Source organism: Kitasatospora sp. CM 4170 (assembly GCF_032110285.1).
GTDB lineage: Bacteria > Actinomycetota > Actinomycetes > Streptomycetales > Streptomycetaceae > Kitasatospora > Kitasatospora aburaviensis.
Window position 1 is genome coordinate 4,954,074 of sequence record NZ_CP134877.1, and the last position, 19,792, is coordinate 4,973,865.

18 protein-coding genes are annotated in these 19,792 nt (G+C 75.2%); 13 read left to right on the top strand and 5 right to left on the bottom strand.

Annotated elements, in window-relative coordinates; translation table 11 throughout:
• Positions 1–38: 38 nt before the first annotated feature.
• Positions 39–794, bottom strand: a complete 756-nt coding sequence (locus RMN57_RS21065; protein WP_313764900.1) for a YcnI family protein — start codon at positions 792–794, stop codon at positions 39–41.
• A gap of 186 nt (positions 795–980) precedes the next feature.
• Positions 981–1,811: a hypothetical protein gene (locus RMN57_RS21070; RefSeq protein WP_313764901.1), complete on the bottom strand. Its 831-nt coding sequence runs from the start codon at positions 1,809–1,811 to the stop codon at positions 981–983.
• Between the two features lie 241 nt (positions 1,812–2,052).
• On the opposite strand from RMN57_RS21070, the gene RMN57_RS21075 reads away from it, so the two are divergent.
• Positions 2,053–2,694: an ATP-binding protein gene (locus tag RMN57_RS21075; RefSeq protein WP_313764902.1), complete on the top strand. Its 642-nt coding sequence runs from the start codon at positions 2,053–2,055 to the stop codon at positions 2,692–2,694.
• A 59-nt stretch (positions 2,695–2,753) separates the two neighbouring features.
• Here RMN57_RS21075 and RMN57_RS21080 read toward each other — a convergent pair whose 3' ends face one another.
• On the bottom strand, positions 2,754–3,740 hold the full coding sequence (locus tag RMN57_RS21080; RefSeq protein WP_313764903.1) for an LAETG motif-containing sortase-dependent surface protein: 987 nt from the start codon (positions 3,738–3,740) through the stop codon (positions 2,754–2,756).
• Between the two features lie 164 nt (positions 3,741–3,904).
• On the opposite strand from RMN57_RS21080, the gene RMN57_RS21085 reads away from it, so the two are divergent.
• The 10 genes from RMN57_RS21085 (at position 3,905) to RMN57_RS21130 (ending at position 14,430) form a co-directional block, all read left to right on the top strand.
• Positions 3,905–4,813, top strand: a complete 909-nt coding sequence (locus RMN57_RS21085) for a LysR family transcriptional regulator (protein WP_313767901.1) — start codon at positions 3,905–3,907, stop codon at positions 4,811–4,813.
• Between the two features lie 59 nt (positions 4,814–4,872).
• Positions 4,873–5,949 (top strand): allantoicase, encoded by a 1,077-nt coding sequence (gene alc / locus RMN57_RS21090; protein WP_313764904.1) that lies wholly within the window; start codon positions 4,873–4,875, stop codon positions 5,947–5,949.
• A 113-nt stretch (positions 5,950–6,062) separates the two neighbouring features.
• Positions 6,063–6,281 carry a hypothetical protein gene (locus RMN57_RS21095; protein ID WP_380235253.1) on the top strand — a complete coding sequence of 73 codons (219 nt, stop codon included), beginning with the start codon at positions 6,063–6,065 and terminating at the stop codon, positions 6,279–6,281.
• Positions 6,282–6,421: 140 nt separating this feature from the next.
• Positions 6,422–7,768 (top strand): amidase, encoded by a 1,347-nt coding sequence (locus RMN57_RS21100; protein WP_313764906.1) that lies wholly within the window; start codon positions 6,422–6,424, stop codon positions 7,766–7,768.
• 93 nt (positions 7,769–7,861) lie between these two features.
• Positions 7,862–7,996, top strand: coding sequence for a hypothetical protein (locus tag RMN57_RS21105; RefSeq protein WP_313764907.1), 135 nt, complete (start codon positions 7,862–7,864; stop codon positions 7,994–7,996).
• Positions 7,996–10,539 (top strand): ABC transporter permease, encoded by a 2,544-nt coding sequence (locus RMN57_RS21110; RefSeq protein WP_313764908.1) that lies wholly within the window; start codon positions 7,996–7,998, stop codon positions 10,537–10,539. The genes RMN57_RS21105 and RMN57_RS21110 overlap by 1 nt, the downstream gene beginning before the upstream one ends.
• 175 nt (positions 10,540–10,714) lie before the next feature.
• Positions 10,715–11,401, top strand: coding sequence for a TetR/AcrR family transcriptional regulator (locus RMN57_RS21115; protein ID WP_313764909.1), 687 nt, complete (start codon positions 10,715–10,717; stop codon positions 11,399–11,401).
• A 251-nt stretch (positions 11,402–11,652) separates the two neighbouring features.
• A complete protein-coding gene (locus RMN57_RS21120; protein WP_313764910.1) occupies positions 11,653–12,522 on the top strand; it encodes an alpha/beta hydrolase in 870 nt (289 codons plus the stop codon).
• On the top strand, positions 12,519–13,184 hold the full coding sequence (locus tag RMN57_RS21125) for a TIGR03086 family metal-binding protein (RefSeq protein WP_313764911.1): 666 nt from the start codon (positions 12,519–12,521) through the stop codon (positions 13,182–13,184). The genes RMN57_RS21120 and RMN57_RS21125 overlap by 4 nt, the downstream gene beginning before the upstream one ends.
• Before the next feature lie 424 nt (positions 13,185–13,608).
• Positions 13,609–14,430: an integrase gene (locus tag RMN57_RS21130; RefSeq protein ID WP_313764912.1), complete on the top strand. Its 822-nt coding sequence runs from the start codon at positions 13,609–13,611 to the stop codon at positions 14,428–14,430.
• Positions 14,431–14,522: 92 nt separating this feature from the next.
• On the opposite strand, the gene RMN57_RS21135 is transcribed toward RMN57_RS21130, so the two are convergent.
• Together RMN57_RS21135 and RMN57_RS21140 are read right to left on the bottom strand one after the other, a co-directional pair.
• Positions 14,523–15,473, bottom strand: a complete 951-nt coding sequence (locus RMN57_RS21135; protein WP_313764913.1) for a pirin family protein — start codon at positions 15,471–15,473, stop codon at positions 14,523–14,525.
• A 153-nt stretch (positions 15,474–15,626) separates the two neighbouring features.
• A complete protein-coding gene (locus RMN57_RS21140) occupies positions 15,627–16,127 on the bottom strand; it encodes an SseB family protein (protein WP_238860851.1) in 501 nt (166 codons plus the stop codon).
• A gap of 214 nt (positions 16,128–16,341) precedes the next feature.
• Between RMN57_RS21140 and RMN57_RS21145 the strand changes: the two genes are divergently transcribed.
• Positions 16,342–18,171: an acyl-CoA dehydrogenase gene (locus tag RMN57_RS21145; RefSeq protein WP_313764914.1), complete on the top strand. Its 1,830-nt coding sequence runs from the start codon at positions 16,342–16,344 to the stop codon at positions 18,169–18,171.
• Positions 18,172–18,452: 281 nt separating this feature from the next.
• On the top strand, positions 18,453–19,763 hold the full coding sequence (locus RMN57_RS21150; protein ID WP_313764915.1) for a M18 family aminopeptidase: 1,311 nt from the start codon (positions 18,453–18,455) through the stop codon (positions 19,761–19,763).
• The last annotated feature ends 29 nt before the right edge of the window (positions 19,764–19,792 follow it).

The window sequence follows — 19,792 nt, forward strand, 5'->3', positions numbered from 1 at the left end:
GGGTACGGCGGCGGGTACGGCCCCGCCGGTGCGGAGGGTCAGGAGGCGTTGCGGCGGCGCAGGCCGAGGACGCCGACGGCGGTGCCGATCACGCCGACCACGATGCCGACCACGCCGAGGACGCGGGCGGTCGAGTCGCTCGTCTTGGCGGAGGAGTCGGCGGCCTGCTCCTTGGCGTCGCCGTGGCCGTGGCCGTCGGCGGCGGGCGAGGCGGAGGCGGAGGCGGAGACGCCGTGGCCGTCGGCGGAGGTGGCCTTGGCGAGGGTCAGCACGGGGGCGGGCTTGGCGGGCTCGGGCTGGCCGTCCTTGGCCTCGTCGATCCAGCGGACGACGTCGCCGTTGTCGTAGCTCTGCAGCGCCTTGAAGATCAGCTTGTCGGTGTCGGTCGGCAGCGGGCCGAGCGAGACGCGGAACTCCTGGAACTGGCCGGGGGCGATCTTGGTGCCCGCGTCGGCGGTCCAGGTGATCTTGGAGACGGCCTCGTTGACGTCGTTGCCGTGCACCTTGATCGGCTTGTCGAGCTTGGACTTCTCGACGGTCGCGGTCCAGCCCGGCATCGGCAGGGTGCGGACCGAGGCCAGCGGGTGGTCCAGCGGGAGGTTGACCTCCAGCTTCACCGTGGAGGCGGTGTCGTTCTCGTTCGGCACCCGGAAGTCGACGGCGGTGTAGCCGCCCTGCTGGGCGTTGCCCGGCTGGACGGTCACGTGCGCGGAGGCGGGACCGGCCAGCAGCACGAGGGAGGCGGCGGCGGTGAGGGCGACGGCGGCGATACGGCGGGTGGGAAGGGAACGCATGGTTTCTGGGTCTCCGTTCGGAGGCTCGGCGGCGGGCCCGCTCCCGGGCACGGGTGGTCCGTGCCCCGGCGGGGCCGGGCAGCGCGGGGATGAGGAGGGGTACGGCCGTGGACCGCGCGGGTGCGCGGCGACGGCCCGGCTGCCGCGTACGCCCGGAGCCCGGTCCGTGGGGAACCGGGAGGCGGGTCAGTACGCGAGCGCCCCGAACGGCGGCCCCCGCCGCACCACGCTGTGCCGCAGCGCGGCACCGGCCGGCAGCGGGCCCTCCCCGCCGCGCGCGCCGAACCGGCGGACCGGTCCGGGCGTGCCGAGCAGGCCGCCGAGCAGGGCGGCGGCCAGGGCGAACGCGGTCCGCAACGGAGCCGCCCAGTGCTCCCGGGCGGCGGTGGCGGCGATCCCGACCAGCCGCCAGAGCGCGGCCTCGCCGCGCCGCAGCCACCAGCCGGCCACCAGGGCGGCGGCCAGGTGGCCCGCGAGCATGGACGGCGTCAGGCCGAACAGGCCGCCCTGCCACCAGGGCGCGGCGGCGAAGGCGCGCGGGTCCAGGCCCGCGCCGGCGACCAGCTGCTCGGCGGTCGGGCCGCCGGACAGCCCGGCCAGCGTGCCGGGGTTGGCCTCGTTGCAGATCAGCCGGCCGGCCACCTCGGGCAGGGTCAGCGGGCCGGGGCCCGCGACGCCGTGGTGCATCCCGGCCACCGTGGCACCGTGGCCGCCGAGAGCGTGGAAGAGGCAGTGCATGCCGAGCTGGCCGACGCCGAGCGCGCCGGCGATGGCGCCGAGCGAGCGCTCCCGCCCGCCGAGGGTCACCGCGAGCACCAGGACGGCCGCGAAGCCCGCCGCCAGCGCGGTCGGGGCGACGTTCCCGCCCCCGGCCAGCGCGTGCCCGGCGGCCGCGATCAGCGTGCAGACCAGTGCGAACGGCACGGCCCGCGCAAGCCGCAGGTCCCAGGCGGCGGCCCCCACCGGCGCGTCCGGTGCGGGGGCGCCCGGGTGCGGGGCGGCGGCGTGGGCAGTCATGGCGGGGCCCATCATCTCATCGCCTACCGGGCCGGAACGGGCAGGGTGGGAAATGCGCGGGCTTGTCCGACGAATGCCCCGTTCGGCCCCGGCGCGTGGTTGCGCGTGTGCGCCGCTCGGCACAGAGCACGGCCCCAGTCCATCCGCCGAACGAGCGGTAGCCGGCCTCCGGCACGGTTCATCCCGGAATCGCCCGGAGATACCTCGCTATATGTGGAGCCGCAGCCAGGAGGGACCTCCCGTGGACATCTGGTGGACTCTGCACCTCAAGCGCGACCCGGCCAGCGTCCCGCTGGCCCGGCGCATCCTGCTCGGTGCGATGGCGACGGCGGGCGTCGACCCGCAGGTCGCCCACGACCTCGGCCTCGCCCTCAGTGAGGCCTGCGCCAACGCCGTGGAGCACGGCGCCGGCGGTCGGCCGGACGAGGGCTTCCAGGTCAGCGCGTCGATCAGCGGCGACCTCCTGCGGATCGAGGTGACCGACTCCGGCCCCGGGCTCGCCGTGCCCGCCGCCCCGGCCGTGCCGTCGCTGCGCCGCCCGCCCGCCCCGCCGGCCCGCCCCGCGGTGGCCGGGCACCGACCGCGCCGCAGCCGGCGCGGCCGCGCCAGCGTCCCCGCACCGGTGCTCACCGGCCACCGGCCGCGCCGCGAGGGCCGCCCGTACGACACCCACGTGCTGCCGTGCCGCCCGCCGGCCCCCACGCTGCGCCCGGTGGACCTCGACACCCTGCCCGACCTCACCGCGGAGTCCGGTCGGGGCCTCTTCCTGATCCACGCCCTCACCGACCACGTGCAGCTGCGCAACCACCCGCTGCGCGGTGCGATCGTCAGCTTCGACAAGGTCCTCAAGTGGCAGGACGGCGCCCTGCTGCGGGCCTGCTGAAACGGCAGGGGGTACGGGCGCGCCGCCCGTACCCCCTGTTCAGCCGACCGCTACCGGTCTCAGCTGTGCGAACCGGCCTTGCGGCGGCGCAGGACGACGAGCGTCCCGGCACCCGCGGCGAGCACGGCGGCGCCGCCGACCGCGATCGGGAGGGTGTTGGAGCTGCTACCGGTCTCCGCCAGGTGCGGCCCCGCCGCCGGCGAGGTGGAGGCGGAGGCCTTGGCGGTGGTGGACGGAGCCGCGTCGGAGACCTTGAAGAGGTCGTCGACCCGGTGGTCGCCGAAGTACTCGTGGCAGCCGTTGGTCAGGGTGCTGCCCGGCACGTTCTTGCTGGGGATGGTCTCGGAGGTGCCGCGCAGCTCGGCGAAGTAGTCGGCGCTGCGGGCCTTGCCGGTCGCCTTGATGCGCACCTGGAGGGTGAGCTTCGCACCCTTGGCGATCTTGAAGTCGCCGAGGTTCACCAGCATGTAGGACGGGTTGGACTGCTCGACGGCCTTCCAGTCGGCGCCCGGCAGCTTCGCCTCGACGGTGAAGGCCTCCTTGATCGAGGTGGTCGGGGCCGCCGCCCCCTCCTCCGCGATGTCGGTGGCGAAGAGGAAGGCGTTGAACTTCTCCAGGTCGACCGGGCTGGTGTTCTCGAAGGTCACCGAGAGCTCCTGGGCCGGTCCGCCCTTGACCAGGGTGGTACCCGCCAGGCCGGAGCCGGTGGCCTTGATCTCGGTCTCGCGGAAGCCGCCCGGGCAGTTGCCGCCCACGCTCGGGCTCGGAACCGGCACGGTCGGACGGACGGTCGGCTTGGCCGTGGTGGCGGAGGCCGACGCGCTCGGGGAGGCCGTGGTGGGCTTGGCCGTGGCGCTGGCCGACGGGGAGGCGGAGCCGGTCGCCGACGGGGTGGCGGACGGCGTGCCCGAGGGGGTGGCGGTGGCCGAGCTGGTGGCCGTCGGGGTCGGCGAGACAGCGGCCGCGCCGGCGGTGGCCGTGCCGACGGTCGCGCCGAGGGAGAGCGCGAGCAGCGAGGACGCGGCCAGCAGGCGGGAAGTACGCACGATCTTTGCCCCCATTAGGTGAATTCTGTCTAGATACGGGCGACTTGATGCCCGGTGTGATCACCGGCGGTCGCAAGAGCGGCACCTTATCGGGGTGCCGGCGACGGGTTTCGGCCGGGGTGGCCGAGACGGGTCGGTGACGGTCCTACGCTGGCGCGATGGGTGTGGGCGAGTGGGATCTGCGGCGGCTGCGGGTGCTGCGGGCGGTGGACGAGTGCGGCACGGTGACCGGCGCGGCCGAGCGGCTCCGCCTCTCGCCGTCGGCGGTCTCCCAGCAGGTGTCGGCGCTGGCGAGGCAGTTGGGCGCGCCGATGCTGGAGCCGTACGGGCGGCGGGTCCGGCTGACCCCGGCGGCACGTCTGGTGCTGCGCCACGCGGAGCTGGTGTTCGGGCAGTTGGAGCGGGCCGAGGCCGAACTGGCCGGCTACCTGCACGGCGAGGCTGGCGAGGTGCGGGTGGGCGCGTTCGCCACCGCGATCGCCGGACTGCTCGTCCCGGCGATCGCCCGGCTGCGGGAGTCCGCACCGCGGCTGGCGGTCCGGGTGGTGGAGGCCGAGGCGGCCGGGGCGTACGGGCTGCTGGCGGCGGGCGAGGTCGACCTGGCGCTGTCGCTGGCCGTGCAGCCGGGCGGCGGCGATCCGCGCTTCGTCCAGTCGGTGCTGCTCAGCGACCCGCTGGACGTCGCGCTGCCGCCGGGCCACCCGCTGGCCGGCGCGCCGGGGCTGCGGCTGGCCGACCTCGCCGCCGAGCCGTGGATCTACGGCGCCGCCGGGCCGTGGCGGGAGATCACCCTGGCGGCCTGTGCGGACGCCGGCTTCGTGCCGGAGCGGGCCCACACCGCGGCGGACTGGACGGCGATCCTGGCGATGGTCGGGGCGGGCCTCGGGGTGGCGCTGGTGCCCCGGCTGGCCTCGGCGCGGCGCGGGGGCGGCGCGGTGGTGCGGGCGCTGCCCGCCGACCTGCCGACCCGCCGGGTGGTGGCGGCGGTCCGGACCGGGACGCAGGGGACGCCGCCGCTGCGCCGGGTGCTGGACGCGCTGGCGGAGGTGGCCGCGACTGTTCAGCCCGACTGAACGTTTTGCTCAATTCTTTGTGATGGACCTGACCGATCGGGCGGAGTCATCGTGGAGGCATGGCCTTCGAGACGCTCTCCGACGCAGACGCCCTGCCCTACGCGGGCGGCAATCCGTACGCCGACTACCGCTCCGGCGACTTCGCCTTCGCCGCGCTGACCGACCTGGCCGACCGCCGGCTCGGCGGCGCCGTGATCGCCGCCAACGACGAGTTGTTCGCCGAGCGGGAGAACCTGCTGCTCCCCGAGCCCGCCGAGTTCCGCCCGCACACCTTCGGCAACAAGGGCCAGATCATGGACGGCTGGGAGACCCGCCGGCGGCGCGGGGCCGGCACCGGCCACCCGCACCCGGCGGCCGCCGACCACGACTGGGCGCTGATCCGGCTCGGGGTGCCCGGCGTCGTCCGCGGCGTGATCGTCGACACCGCGCACTTCCGGGGCAACTACCCGCAGCAGATCGCGGTCGAGGGCGCCGAGCTCCCCGGCACCCCGGGGCCGGGGGAACTGCTCGCCGACTCCACCGTCTGGCACCCGCTGGTGCCCCGCTCGCCGGTACGCGGCCACGCCGCCAACGGCTTCACCGTCGAGGACGCCCGCCGCTTCACCCACCTGCGGCTCAGCCAGTACCCCGACGGCGGCATCGCCCGCCTCCGGGTGCACGGCGAGGCCCGGCCGGACGCCGCCTGGCTGGCCGCGCTCGGCACCTTCGACCTGGCGGCGATCGAGAACGGCGGCGCGGTCGAGGACGCCTCCGACCGCTTCTTCTCGCCCCCGGCCAACCTCGCACTGCCCGGCAGGTCCCGGGCGATGGGCGACGGGTGGGAGAACCGGCGGCGGCGCGACGACGGCCACGACTGGGTCCGGCTGCGGCTGGCCGGGCGCGGCGCGATCCGGGCCGTCGAGATCGACACCGGTTACTACGTCGGCAACGCGGCCGGCTGGGCGGCCCTGTACGGGCGGGACGAGCAGGCCGCCGACCCGGAGGAGTGGTTCGAGCTGGTCCCGCGCACCCGGCTGCAGCCCGACGCCGTCCACCGCCTGGTCCTGGACGCGCCCCGGCCGGCCACCCACGTCCGGCTGGACGTCTTCCCCGACGGCGGCGTCGCCCGGCTGCGGCTGCACGGCAGCCTGGTCTGAGGCCCGCCTCCGCGGGCGGGCCCGGCCGGTCCGCCGGAACGGCCCGGCCGCCCCGCCGCCCTCCGGTTGCCGCGGCCGGAGGGCGGCCGGACGATGGGGGGATGATGCACCAGATGCGAGCCGAGTACGGCGACGGCGGCCCGGCCGCCGGGGTGAAGCTCTGGCACATGGTCCGCGGCACCGAGGCCGTCGCCATGTGCGGCCGCGAGCTGGGGGGCGACGCGCCGGTGCGGGAGGCGTCGGACTGGGGCAAGACCGCCGAGCTCTGCTGCCACACCTGCGGCGCGTACTACCTGCGCGAGACGCCGTACCTGGCCACCGAGCACCCCTGAACAGCCACGCCCCCGGACACCGGCACCCCCGGACGCCCGCACCCGGACACCGGCACCCGCGCACACCCGCACCCGGACACCGGTCGCCGGGCGGCGCGGGCAGCCGCCGGCAGTCCGTGAGCCGGGCTACCGTGGCCGGTATGGAGGAACCCCTGGTCGGCCCGCGGTCGTTGACCCGTGAGGCCGCCGCGCTGCGGGCCGCCGGCCCCGACCTGGCCGGCCACGTCGACCGGCTCTGCACCCGGATCGAACGGGTCGACCCGTTGATCCACGCCTTCGTGCCCGAGCCCGGCCGGCCCGCCCGGCTGCACGCCGAGGCCCGGGCGCTGGCCGCGCGGTACCCCGACCCGGCCGCCGCACCGCCGCTCTACGGCGTGGCGGTCGGCGTCAAGGACATCGTCCACGTCGACGGCCTGCCCACCCACGCCGGCTCGGCGCTGCCCCCCGGCGTGCTGGCCGGACCGCAGGCCGTGGTGGTCGACCGGCTGCGGGCCGCGGGCGCGCTGGTGGCCGGCAAGACGGTCACCGCCGAGTTCGCGGGCAGCGCCCCGGGCCCGACCCGCAACCCGCACCACCCCGGCCACACCCCGGGCGGCTCCAGCAGCGGCTCGGCCGCGGCCGTCGCGGCCGGGCTGGTGCCGCTGGCGATCGGCACCCAGACCATCGGCTCGGTGGTCCGGCCCGCCGCCTACTGCGGCGTGGTGGGCTTCCGGCCGACCTTCGGGCGGATTCCGGTGGACGGGGTGGTCCCGAACGCGCCGAGCTACGACACCCTGGGCCTGTTCACCGCCGACCTGGCCGGTGCGGCGCTGGCGGCACCCCTGCTCTGCGACGACTGGCGCGCCGAAGCGGCCGAAGCGACCGGAACGACCGGAACGGTCGGCCCGGCGGGCCCGGCACCCGTCCTCGGCGTGCCGGTCGGCCGTTACCTGGAGCGGGCCCGGCCGGAGGCGGTGCAGGCCTTCGAGGAACAGCTGGCACGGCTGGCGGCGGCCGGTCTGACGGTGCGCCGGATCGACCTGCTGCCCGACTTCGAGTCGGTCCTGCGGCAGGTGCACACGATCAACCGGTACGAGCAGGCCCGCACCCACGCCGACTGGTTCGCCCGCTTCGCCGGCCTCTACCGGCCGGAGACGGCGGCCGGCATCCGGCAGGGCCAGGCGGTGGCCCCGGAGGACTACGCGGCGGCGCTGCGCGCCCGTGAGCACCTGCGCGACCGCGTCGCCGAGGAGCGCGAACGGGCCGGGGTGGACCTGCTGGTGGCGCCGTCAGCGACCGGGCCAGCCCCGTCCGGACTGGCCGCCACCGGGGACGCGGTGATGTCGCTGCCGTGGAGCCACCTCGGGCTGCCCGCGCTCAGCCTGCCGGCCGGGGTGACGGCGGACGGCCTGCCGCTGGGCCTGCAGGTGGTCGGCGCCGCCGGCGCCGACGAGCGGCTGCTGGCCCAGGCGGCCCTGCTGGAAACGGCGTTGGGCGCAGCGGAGTAGGGCAGCCGGACGGTGCGCCGGGGGATAACCCCCGTCCGGACCGGCCGGGCCGCCGCACTGCGCCGGACCCCCTCGGAGCGGAAGCCTGGGGGCATGACGAATCCGCCCGCCGCCGGCCGCCCGGACCGCCCCGGCCGCCCCGCGCACCGGCCCTCCCACCGGTCCGCGCTCCGCACCGTCCCCGGCTCCACCACCCGCCCCGACTCCCGCCGGGGAGCGTGGCTCTGATGCTGCTCTCCTACGCGCTCCAGAGCCTGCGCACCCGCCGGGCGAGCTTCGCGGGCGCCTTCGTCGCGCTGTTCTTCGCCGCCCTCACCGTCACCGCCTGCGGCACCCTGCTGGAGACCGGCCTGCGCGGCGAGGTCCGCGCCGAGCGGTTCGCCGGCACACCGATCGTGGTGGCCGGCGACCAGCAGGTGCACAAGACCATCGTCAAGGACAAGGGCAACGGGAAGACCAAGACCAAGGAGAAGGCCAAGCCGCTCGCCGAACGGGTCTGGCTGCCGGAGGAGTTGACCGCCCGGATCGCCGCGGTGCCGGGCGTGCGGGCGGCCGTGCCCGAGCTCGACTTCCCGGCCCGCACGGTGGCCGCCGGTGGGCGGCCCGGCGACGACCGCCCCTCGTACGGGCACTCCTGGGAGTCCGCCGCGCTGACCCCGTTCACCCTGGCCGAGGGCCGGGAGCCGGTCGCGGCCGACGAGTTGGTGCTGGACACCGGTGCGGCGGCCCGGGCGGGCCTGCGTGTCGGTGACCGGGTGACCGTCCGCGCCACCCGCGCCCCCGTCGAGTACCGGATCACCGGCCTCGCCGTTCCGCGTGGCGTCGAACTCGCCGAGCAGAACGCACTGTTCTTCAGTCCGGCCGAGGCGCGCCGGCTGGCCGACCACCCCGGCCGGGTCAGCGCGATCGGCGTCCTCCCCGCACCCGGCACCGACGCCGCCGCGCTGGCCGGCCGGCTGGGACCGGTGCTGGCCGGCAGCGGCGCCGTCGTCCACCGCGGTGCCGACCGCGGCCTGGCGGAGTTCCCGGATGCCGCGAACGCCCGGGTGAAGCTGGTCAGCATGGGCGGCGCGATCGGCGGCACCGCGCTGCTGGTCGCCGTGCTGGTGGTCAGCGGCACCTTCGCCCTGACGATCCAGCAGCGGAGCCGCGAGATCGCGCTGCTCCGGGCGGTGGCGGCGACGCCGGCCCAGGTGCGGCGGCTGATCGGCCGGGAGGCGCTGCTGCTCGGCATGGCCGGCGGGGTGCTGGGCTCGCTCGCCGGCCTGCCGGCCGGACGCCTGCTCCACGAGGGCTTCGTCGACCTCGGCGCGGTCCCGGGCACGCTGAACCTCGCGCAGAGCGTCTTCCCGATGGCCGTCGGCGTGCTGGCGGCGCTGTTCGGCGGCTGGGCCGCCGCCCGGATCTCCGCCCGCCGGGCGTCCCGGATCCGCCCCGGCCAGGCGCTGGCGGAGGCGGCCGTGGAGGTGCGCACCGGCGGCGGGATCCGTACGGCCGCCGGCCTGGTGGCCCTGGCCGGCGGCGTCACCCTGGTCGCCGTCCTGTCGGCGCTGGACACCGAGAAGGCCTCCACCCCGGTCACCTTCGCCACCGTGCTGGTGCTGGCGATCGCGGTGTCGCTGCTCGGCCCGGTGCTGGCCCGGGTGGCCGCCGCGGTCATCGGCGGGGTGCTGCGGCTCTCCCGGGTGAGCGGGCACCTGGCCGCCGCCAACCTGCGCGCCGAGGCCCGCCGGACGGGTGCCGTCGCCGCGCCGCTGGCCCTGCTGACCGCGATGGTCTGCACGGTGCTGTTCACCCAGGCCACGCTCGACGGTGCCGCCGGCCGGCAGGCCGAGGAGGGCGTCCGGGCCCCGTGGACGCTGGCCGCGAGCGCCCCGGGCGTGCCCGGTGAGGCGGCGCAGGCGGTCCGGGCGCTGCCCGGGGTGGCGGCGGTGACCGAGGTGGTCCGCAGCTCGGTCCGGATCGACCTGGAGAAGTACTCCGCGCAGGGCGTCACCACCGCGGGCCTGACCGCGGCGTGGGACCCGCGGGTGACGGCCGGCACGCTCACCGGCTTCGGCGACGGCGACCTCGCCGTCAGCGAGACGGCGGCCGGCGCGCTCGGGGTGCACCCGGGCTCGGTGGTCCGGCTGACCCTCGGCGACGGCACCCCGGCGGAGCTGACCGTCCGGGCCGTCTACGCCCGCGGCCTCGGCTTCGGCGACCTGACCCTCTCGCACGCGCTGCTGGCCCGGCACGTGGACGACCCGCTGGCCGCGGCCGTCCTGGTCGCCGCCGACGGCGGCGTCACCCGGGAGCGGCTGACCGCGGCGGTGGCCGGCTACCCCGACGTGCGGGTGCTGGACCGGGCGCAGGCCGGGGAGATCGCGGCCGAGGGCCGGCGCACCGGTGCCGAGGTCAACCTGCTGGGCATGGGCCTGGTCCTGGGCTTCGCCGGGATCTCCGTGGTCAACACGCTGGCGATGGCCACCGCCGACCGGCGGCGGGAGTTCGCCCTGCTCCGGCTGGCGGGCACCACCCGGCGCCAGATCCTGCGGATGCTGCGCCTGGAGGCGGTGGCGGTGGCGGTCACCGGGGCGGTGCTCGGCACGGCGATCGCGGGCGCGGTGCTGACCGCCTTCAGCGTGGGGATGACCGGTTCGGCCGAGCCCGCCTGGCCGTGGGCGGACTACGCCGGGGTGCTGGCGGTGACGGCGGTGCTGGCCCTGGCCGCGACGGCGCTGCCGGGCCGGGCGGCCCTGCGCGGCCCGGCGCTCGCGGCCCGGGGGTAACGGCCTCGGGGGGAACGGCCCGGGGGTAGCGCCCGGCCCGCGGGACCTCCGCCCGGCGGGCGGGCGGCGATACCCTGGCGGGACGCAGACGCGGCGGGCGGCTCACGACTGTGGACCGCCCGCCGCCCTTTGGTGACGACGGCGCCGCCGTCCCGATCGACAGCTGAGGTGCACCGTGACCGGCTCCGCGACCGACCGACGCACCGGCGGCCAGGGCGGCCAGGCGGGCGGCCGCGTCGACGGCCGGGTCCAGCGCGGCGAGGAGACCCGCCGGGCGGTGCTCCGCCGGGCGGTCGAGATCGCCTCGGTGGAGGGGCTCGACGCGCTCTCGATCGGCCGGCTCGCCACCGACCTCGGCCTGAGCAAGAGCGGGGTGTTCGCGGGCTTCGGCTCCAAGGAGGAACTGCAGCTCGCCACCGTCCGGGCCGCCCGGCGGATCTACTACGACGCGGTGATCGCCCCGGTCGAGGGCGATCGCCCCGGCCTGGCCGCGGTCTGGCGGCTCTTCGAGTCCTGGATCGCCTACTCGCGGGCCCGGGTGTTCCCCGGCGGCTGCTTCTTCTACGGCGTCACCGCCGAGTTCGACGCCCGGCCGGGGCCGGTGCGCGACCTGCTGGCGACCAGCGCCCGGGAGTGGCAGCAGACGGTGCGCGACCGGCTGGAGGGCGCCCGGGACGTCGGTGAGCTGCGTGCCGACGCCGATCCGGACCAGCTGGTCTTCGCCCTGACCAGCTTCATGGAGACGGCGAACTCGCAGGCGCTGCTGTTCGACGAGGACGCCCCGTACGACCGGGCGGCCAGGGCGGCTCGGGGCCTGCTGCGGGCCGAGGCGAGCGACCCGGACCTGCTGCCGGAGGGCTGACCGGCCCGCCCCGCCCGGCAGCTGCGCCGTTCCGCCACCGACCCACCCGGCCGTCCCGCCGCCCCGGTCCACCTCGCTCCACCTCGCCGCGCCACCTCGCCGCGCCACCTCGCCGCGCCACCTCGCCGCGCCACCTTGCTCCGTCCGGACCTTCCCCGGACCAGAAAACTGCACGAACGATCGTGCTAATATCTCGGCGAGTTCGGCCCCCGCACCCAGGCAGACCCGTCAGCACCGACAGGGAGACCCCGATGGACCCGGCCGTCGCACTGATCCGCACCACCCTCAACACCGCCTCGCTGCTCGCGCCCGGCCCGGCCGGCCGCGCCGCGTTCGCGCTGTTCCGCCACCCGCTCCGGCGCGGCCGGCTGCGCCCGCACGAGCGGCACGTCCACGCACAGGCCGTCACCGAGCGGCTGGCCGTCCGCGGCAAGCCCGTGGTGGTCTACCGGTGGGGCGACGGCACCCGGCCCGTCCTGCTGCTGCACGGCTGGCGGTCCCGCGCCTCGCGGTTCGCCCCGCTCGTGCCGCGGCTGCGGGCGCTGGGCCTGACCCCGGTCGCCTTCGACGCCCCGGGCCACGGCGAGTCCGGCGGCCGTACCACCGACGTGCTGGAGTACCGCGAGCTGGCCTTCCGGCTGCAGGAGCGGTACGGCGACTTCGAAGCCGTGGTGGCGCACTCGCTCGGCGTCAACGCGGCCTTCCTCGCGCTGCGCGGGGGCCTGAAGGCCGGGCGGCTGGTGGCCGTCGCCGGGGCGGCCGAGGTCTCCTTCATGCCCGCCGCCTTCTGCGCCGGGGCCGGCCTGAACACCCGGATCGAGCGGCGGCTGCGGTGGCTGGTGGAGCGGGAGATGTTCCCCGGCGTCGCGGACGTCGCGGAGTACTTCGACGCCACCCGCCGTCCCGAGGAGATCGACCTGCCGATCCTGGTGGCGCACGACGAGGGCGACGACGTCGTCCCGCTGGACCACGCCCACCGGCTCAAGGCCGCGTACGGAGACCGGCTGGAGCTGCTGGTCACCCGTGGGCTGGGCCACCGGCGGATCCTCGGCGAGCCCGCCGTCCTCGACAACGCGGTCGGCTTCCTGGCCGCCGCCGACCGCACGGCGGGTGCCGCGTGAAGCCCGCCGGCCGCCCCGGAGTCGCGGGCCTCCCCGACCTCCCCGACCTGCTCGACCTGCATGCCCGCTCGCTGGAGTCGGCGGCCCGGCTGGTCGACACCGTGCAGCCGGAGCAGCTGGTGCTGGCGACGCCGTGCGCCGGCTGGACGCTGCGGGAACTGCTGGCGCACACGGTCGGCCAGCACCGGGGCTTCGCCGCCGCGGCGCGCGGTGCAGGGCCGGACCTCGCCCTGTTCGCGGCCGTGCCGGTCGGCAACGACCCGGCCGGTGCGTTCCGGCGCTCGGCCATGGAGCTGGCGGCCGCCTTCGCCGAGGCGGCGGCCGACGGCGAACGGCGGCTCCGGCTGCCGGAGATCCGCCCGGACGGGGCCTTCCCGCTGCGCCTGGCGATCGGCTTCCACCTGCTGGACACCCTGGTGCACACCTGGGACGCCGCGGCCGCGCTGGGTGTCGGCGCCGGCGTCGCCGCGGCCGTGGACGGCGAGCCGCGGCTCGCCGACGCCCTGCTGGCGGTGGCCGAGCGGGTGCCCGCCGGGCCCGCGGACCGGGCGCCGGGGCGCGCCTTCCGCGAACGCCGGGAGCCCGGCGACGCCGCCGGGCCGTTCGACCGCGTGCTCGCCCTGCTGGGCCGCGACCCGGCCTGGACGCTGCCCGCGCGGTAGCGCCCGCGCAGGCCCGGCCCGAACCGGCCCGCGTGCGGTACGGCGGCGGGCCCGGGCCGGGCCGCTCAGCCGCGGCTCGGGCCGCTCAGCCGTCGTCGCGCGGCTCGTCGGGGAACCGCGGCCCGCCGATCAGGTAGAACAGCGCGGCGATCGGAAAGCCGATCGAGGCGGCCAGCAGCACGATGAATTGCCAGAACATCCGTCGCTCCTCGTCCTCGTCGGTCGTCCCGCCCGTGGCGCCCCGTCAGCCCCGGGAGGCTCGGGCACCCGAACGGGAATCCCAAACCCGGCGGGCCCCGATTGGCCGAATTGTCCACTCGCTATCCGACGGTATGGCCGAATTGCCCCCGCTGCCACCGGACGGCGCAGCGTGCCGCGTGCAGGGGTCTGGGCCTGCGCCCGGCCCGGCGGCCACACTGTCGGGATGCAGGTACAGCTCGCAGGAGAAGCACGGCGGCCGGGCCGCGAGAGCGAGGACTTCGCGGCGGCCTCGCCGGAGGCGCTCGTCCTCCTGGACGGTTCGAGCTCGCCGACCGGCCTGGAGTCCGGATGCCGCCACGGCACCCCTTGGTACGTACGGCGGCTGGGGGTGCATCTGCTGGCCCGGCTCACCGACCGCGCGGACCGCTCGATCGCCGAGTGCCTGGCCGACGCCATCGTGGAGACCGCCGCGCTGCACGGCGGCCGGTGCGACCTCGCCCACCCCAACACGCCGGCCGCCATGGTCGTCGCGGCCCGCCGGCACGGCACCGCGCTGGAGTACCTGGTGCTCGGCGACTCGCTGCTGGTGCTGGAGTTCAAGGACGGCCCGCCCAGGGTGATCGGCGACAACCAGCGCTTCCCCGGCGGGGAGGGGCTGCGCCGGCAGGTCTGGTCGACGGTGCCCGGCTCGGCCGAGCGCGCCGCGCTGCACCTGGAGTACGCGCTGGCGGTCCGGGCCGCCCGGAACAACGGCGGCGGGCCGTGGATCGCCGCGGCCAGCCCGAAGGCGGCCCAGCACGCCGAGACCGGCTTCGTCGGCCTGGACCGGCTGCACGCGGTGGCCGCGCTGACCGACGGCGCCTCGCGCTACACCGAGCGGTTCGGCCTGGGCAGCTGGGGCGACGCCCTGCGGCTGCTCGCCGAGTCGGGGCCGGGCGAGCTGATCGCCCAGGTGCGGGCGGTCGAGCGCACGGACGCCGACTGCGAGCGCTGGCCGCGGGGCAAGGCGCACGACGACGCCTCGGCCCTCTACGCACTGCTGTAGCGCAGGCGCAGCGGACCGAGGCGTCGTGGCGCCCCGGCTGCCGGGTGCAGGGGTGGGGCCGCGCCTCGCCCCTGCACCCGGCTGCCGAGCGGTCAGTCGATCGGGTGGCCGAACGAGCCGGACTGGAAGTCCCGCATCGCCTGTTCCAGCTCGCGGTGGCTGTTCATCACGAACGGCCCGTACCAGGCGACCGGCTCCCGGATCGGCTGCCCGCCCAGGATGATCACGTCCAGGTTGGGGTGCCGGGAGTCCTGCTTGGCGTCGGCGGAGACGGTGAGGGTGTCGCCCTCGCCGAACACCGCGGCCTGCCCGCCGTGGATCGGCCGGCCCTCGGCGCCGACCTTGCCGTCGCCGTTGAGGACGTAGGCCAGCGCGTTGAAGTCCGGCCGCCACGGGATGGTGACCTGCGCGCCCGGGGTGATGCTGGCGTGCAGCAGGGTGATCGGGGTGTGGGTGATGCCCGGGCCCTCGTGGCCGTCCAGCTCGCCGGCGATCAGCCGCAGCACCGCGCCGCCGTCCGGGGAGGAGAGCAGCTTGACGTGGCCGCCGTGGATGTCCTGGTACCGCGGCGCGGTCATCTTGTCGGCGGCCGGCAGGTTGACCCAGAGCTGGATGCCGTGGAACAGGCCGCCGGTCATCACCAGCGACTCGGGCGGGGTCTCGATGTGCAGGATGCCCGAGCCGGCGGTCATCCACTGGGTGTCGCCGCCGCCGAGGTGGCCGCCGCCGCCGTGCGAGTCCTTGTGGATGAACTCGCCGTCGATCAGGTAGGTGACCGTCTCGAAGCCGCGGTGCGGATGCCAGGGGGTTCCCTTCGGCTCACCGGCCGCGTAGTCCACCTCGCCCATCTGGTCCATCATGATGAACGGGTCGAGGTACTTGGTGTTGATCTTGGCGAAGGCGCGGCGGACGGGGAAGCCCTCGCCCTCGAAGCCCTCGGGGGCGGTGACCACCGTGAGCACCGGCCGGGCGCCGGTGGCGGCGGGGTCGGGGGTGGCGACGCGCGGGAGGGTCAGCGGGTTCTCGACGGTCACGGCGGGCATGTCGGCCTCCTTCGGGGGTTCCTCTGGCCTACGTCCACGAGAATAGTTCAATCCTCAACAAGAAGCAAGTTGAAGATTGAACTATGTGTCGACGGGTCGGCCGGGGGTTGCCCGGCGGGCCGGCCGCCCGCCGGGACGGGGTCCCGGCGGCTCCTAGCCGTACATCCGGCGCATGGTGAAGTCGACCATCTGCTCGACGGCCTTGGCGTCGAACACCATCCGGTGCTCGCCCTCCATGTCCAGCGCGAAGCCGTAGCCGGTGGGCAGCAGGTCGAGGACCTCCGCGCCGGTGACGGTGAAGTGCTTGGAGTCCTTGCCGGCGTAGCGGCGCAGCTCCTTCAGCGAGCTGAACATCGGGATCACCGGCGTCGGCGTGTTGTGCAGCGCCAGGAAGCCGGGCCGGTCGCCGCGCGGGCAGTGCACCTTGGAGGTGATGAAGATGGCCTGGAAGTCCTCCACGGCCATCGACCCGGTGGTGAAGGCCCGGACCGCGTCCGCCAGCGACGGCGGGGACGGTTCCGGGTAGAGGGACTGCTGGCCCTGCGGCTGCTCGCCGTACGGGCCGGGGCCGGGCATGCCGCTCATGCCCGGCTGCGGTCCCGCCTGTTGCTGGTAGGAGCCGCCCGGGTATGCGTTCTGGTCATAGCCGTACACACGGACAGGCTATCGGGAGCGCCGCCACCCGTGCTGGCGTCGATCCTGACAAGGAGTGGTCGTCCCGCCTTGTGGGACGTGACCACGTTCATAGCGGATTCACTGCCGGGGGCTTGAACAAGTTACCGCTGGGTAGCATCATGATGCCTACTGGTGGGTACGGGGCGCCCGAACGCGGCGGTCTCCCGGAAGCGACGAACCGGAGAAAACGGCCATGGGTCACTACAAGTCCAACCTGCGGGACGTGGAGTTCAACCTCTTCGAGGTGTTCGGCCGCGAGCAGGTCTACGGCACCGGACCGTTCGCGGACATGGACGTCGAGACCGCGAAGAACATCCTCAGCGAGATCACGCGCCTTGCCGAGAACGACCTCGCCGCGTCCTTCACCGACGCCGACCGCAACCCGCCGGTCTTCGACCCCGAGACCAACACCGCGCCGGTCCCGGCCACCTTCAAGAAGAGCTACCAGGCCTACATGGACGCCGAGTGGTGGCGTCTGGGCATCCCGGAGGAGATCGGCGGCCAGGTCACCCCGTCGTCGCTGATCTGGGCCTACGCCGAGCAGGTCCTGGGCTCCAACCCCGCCATCTGGATGTACTCCTCCGGCCCGGCCTTCGCGGGCGTCGTCCACGACGAGGGCACCGAGGAGCAGAAGAAGGTCGCCCAGCTGATGACCGAGCGCCTCTGGGGCGCCACCATGGTCCTCACCGAGCCGGACGCCGGCTCCGACGTGGGCGCCGGCCGCACCAAGGCGATCAAGCAGGAGGACGGCTCCTGGCACATCGAGGGTGTGAAGCGCTTCATCACCTCGGGCGAGCACGACATGTCCGAGAACATCATCCACCTGGTGCTGGCCCGCCCCGAGGGCGGCAAGCCGGGCACCAAGGGCCTGGGCCTCTACATCGTCCCGAAGTTCGACTTCGACTGGGAGACCGGTGAGCTCGGCGAGCGCAACGGCGCCTACGCCACCAACGTCGAGCACAAGATGGGCCTCAAGGCCTCCAACACCTGCGAGATGACCTTCGGTGCCAAGCACCCGGCCAAGGGCTGGCTGCTGGGCGAGACCGTCGACGGCATCCGCCAGATGTTCAAGATCATCGAGTTCGCCCGCATGATGGTCGGCACGAAGGCCATCGCCACCCTCTCCACCGGCTACCTGAACGCGCTGGAGTACGCCAAGGAGCGCGTGCAGGGCGCCGACATCTCGCAGTTCCTGGACAAGACCGCCCCGCGCGTCACCATCACGCACCACCCGGACGTGCGCCGCTCGCTGCTGACCCAGAAGGCCTACGCCGAGGGCATGCGCGCGCTGGTCCTGTTCACCGCGTCCACCCAGGACGACATGCTGGCCGCCCGCCTGCGCGGTGAGCGCGACGAGGCCGCCGAGCGCCTGAACGACCTGCTCCTGCCGATCGTCAAGGGCTACGGCTCGGAGAAGTCCTACGAGCAGCTCGCCCAGTCCCTGCAGACCTTCGGTGGCTCCGGCTACCTGCAGGAGTACCCGATCGAGCAGTACATCCGGGACGCCAAGATCGACACCCTCTACGAGGGCACCACCGCGATCCAGGGCCAGGACTTCTTCTTCCGCAAGATCGTCAAGGACGGCGGCCAGGCGCTGACCGCGCTGTCCGAGCAGATCCAGAAGTTCCTCGCCACCGCCGAGGGCGGCGACGCCCTGGCCACCGAGCGCGAGCTGCTCGCCAAGGCCGCCGGCGACCTGGAGGCCATCGTCGGCAAGCTGCTGGCGGACCTCTCCTCGGTCGAGCAGGACGTCAAGAACATGTACAAGGTGGGCCTCAACACCACCCGCCTGCTGCTGGTCTCCGGCGACGTCGTGGTCGGCTGGCTGCTGCTGCGCCAGGCCGCGGTGGCCCTGGCCAAGCTTGAGGCCGGCGCCTCCGAGAAGGACGTCGCGTTCTACCAGGGCAAGGTGGCCGCGGCCCGCTTCTTCGCCAAGAACGTGCTGCCGACCGTCGCCCCGCAGCGCCTGATCGCCGAGGGCATCGACAACGAGATCATGGAGCTGGCGGAGGAGGCGTTCTGACGCCGCGCACCCCACTGACCGCCTGACCAACCCTCACGACGAAGGGCCCGGTACCGCACCGGGCCCTTCGTCGTTCCCCGCCGGCGAGCCCCCGGGGCGACCGTCCGCGACCGGGCGGTGCCCTTGGGTGCCCGGCTCCCGGCGCGGTGTCAGTTCACGTTTCTGTCTGTGTTCTGCATCCGTTGGGACGTTCCGAGTGTCATGTCCGTGTACGGGCATATGCTCAAGGTGCGAAGCCGACCCCCCATCCGGCTCCGGCCCTCCCTCGACTCAGGAGCAGCATGTCGACCGCCGCCCGTCAGGCCTACTTCGACCGGAAGCACACCGATGATCTGATCGCCTTCCTCGGTACCTCACCGTCGCCGTACCACGCGGTCGCCAGCGCCGCGGAGCGGCTGGAGAAGGCGGGCTTCCGGCAGGTCGCCGAAACGGACGCCTGGGACGCCTCGGCCGGGGGCCGGTACCTGGTCCGCGGCGGCGCGCTGATCGCCTGGTACGTGCCGGAGGGCGCCGGGCCGGAGACGCCGTTCCGGGTGGTCGGCACCCACACCGACTCGCCCAACCTGCGGGTCAAGCCGCTGCCGGACACCGGCGCGGCGGGCTGGCGGCAGGTCGCGGTGGAGATCTACGGCGGCGTGCCGCTGAACACCTGGCTCGACCGCGACCTCGGCCTCTCCGGGCGGCTGGCGCTGCGGGACGGCAGCGTGCGGCTGGTGCAGCTGGACGAACCGCTGCTGCGGGTGCCGCAGCTGGCCATCCACCTGGACCGCCAGGTCAACGAGGGCATGAAGCTCGACAAGCAGCGCCACCTCACCCCGATCTGGGGCCTCGGCCCGGTCGACGAGGGCGGCCTGATCGCGTACGTCGCGCAGCGCGCCGGCGTCGAGGCCGCCGACGTGGCCGGCTGGGACCTGATGACCCACGACGTGCAGCCCGCCTCCTACCTCGGCCGGGACCGCGAGCTGCTGGCCGGTCCGCGGCTGGACAACCTGCTCTCGGTGCACGCCGCCACCGCCGCGCTGGCCGCCGTCGCCACCGCCGCGGCCGCCGGTGCCGAGCTGCCGTACATCCCGGTGCTCGCCGCCTTCGACCACGAGGAGACCGGCAGCGAGTCCGACACCGGCGCCCAGAGCCCGCTGCTCGGCAACGTGCTGGAGCGCACCGTGCACGCCCGCGGCGGCAGCCGCGAGGACCGCGCCCGGGCGCTGGCCGGCACCGTCTGCCTCTCCTCCGACATGGGCCACGCCGTCCACCCCAACTACAGCGAGCGGCACGAGCCGGGGCACCACCCGATGCCCAACGGCGGCCCGATCCTGAAGGTCAACGTCAACAACCGGTACGCCACCGACGGCGTCGGCCGGGCGGTGTTCGCGGCGGCCTGCGAGAAGGCCGGCGTGCCGTGGCAGACCTTCGTCTCCAACAACGCCATGCCCTGCGGTACCACGATCGGCCCGATCACCGCGGCGCGGCTGGGGATCGCCACGGTGGACTGCGGCATCGCCGCGCTCTCCATGCACTCGGCCCGCGAGCTGTGCGGCGCGGAGGACCCGTACCTGCTGGCGAGCGCGATCAAGGCCTTCCTGGAGGGCTGACGGCGCCGGACGCTCCGTGCCGAAGGGCC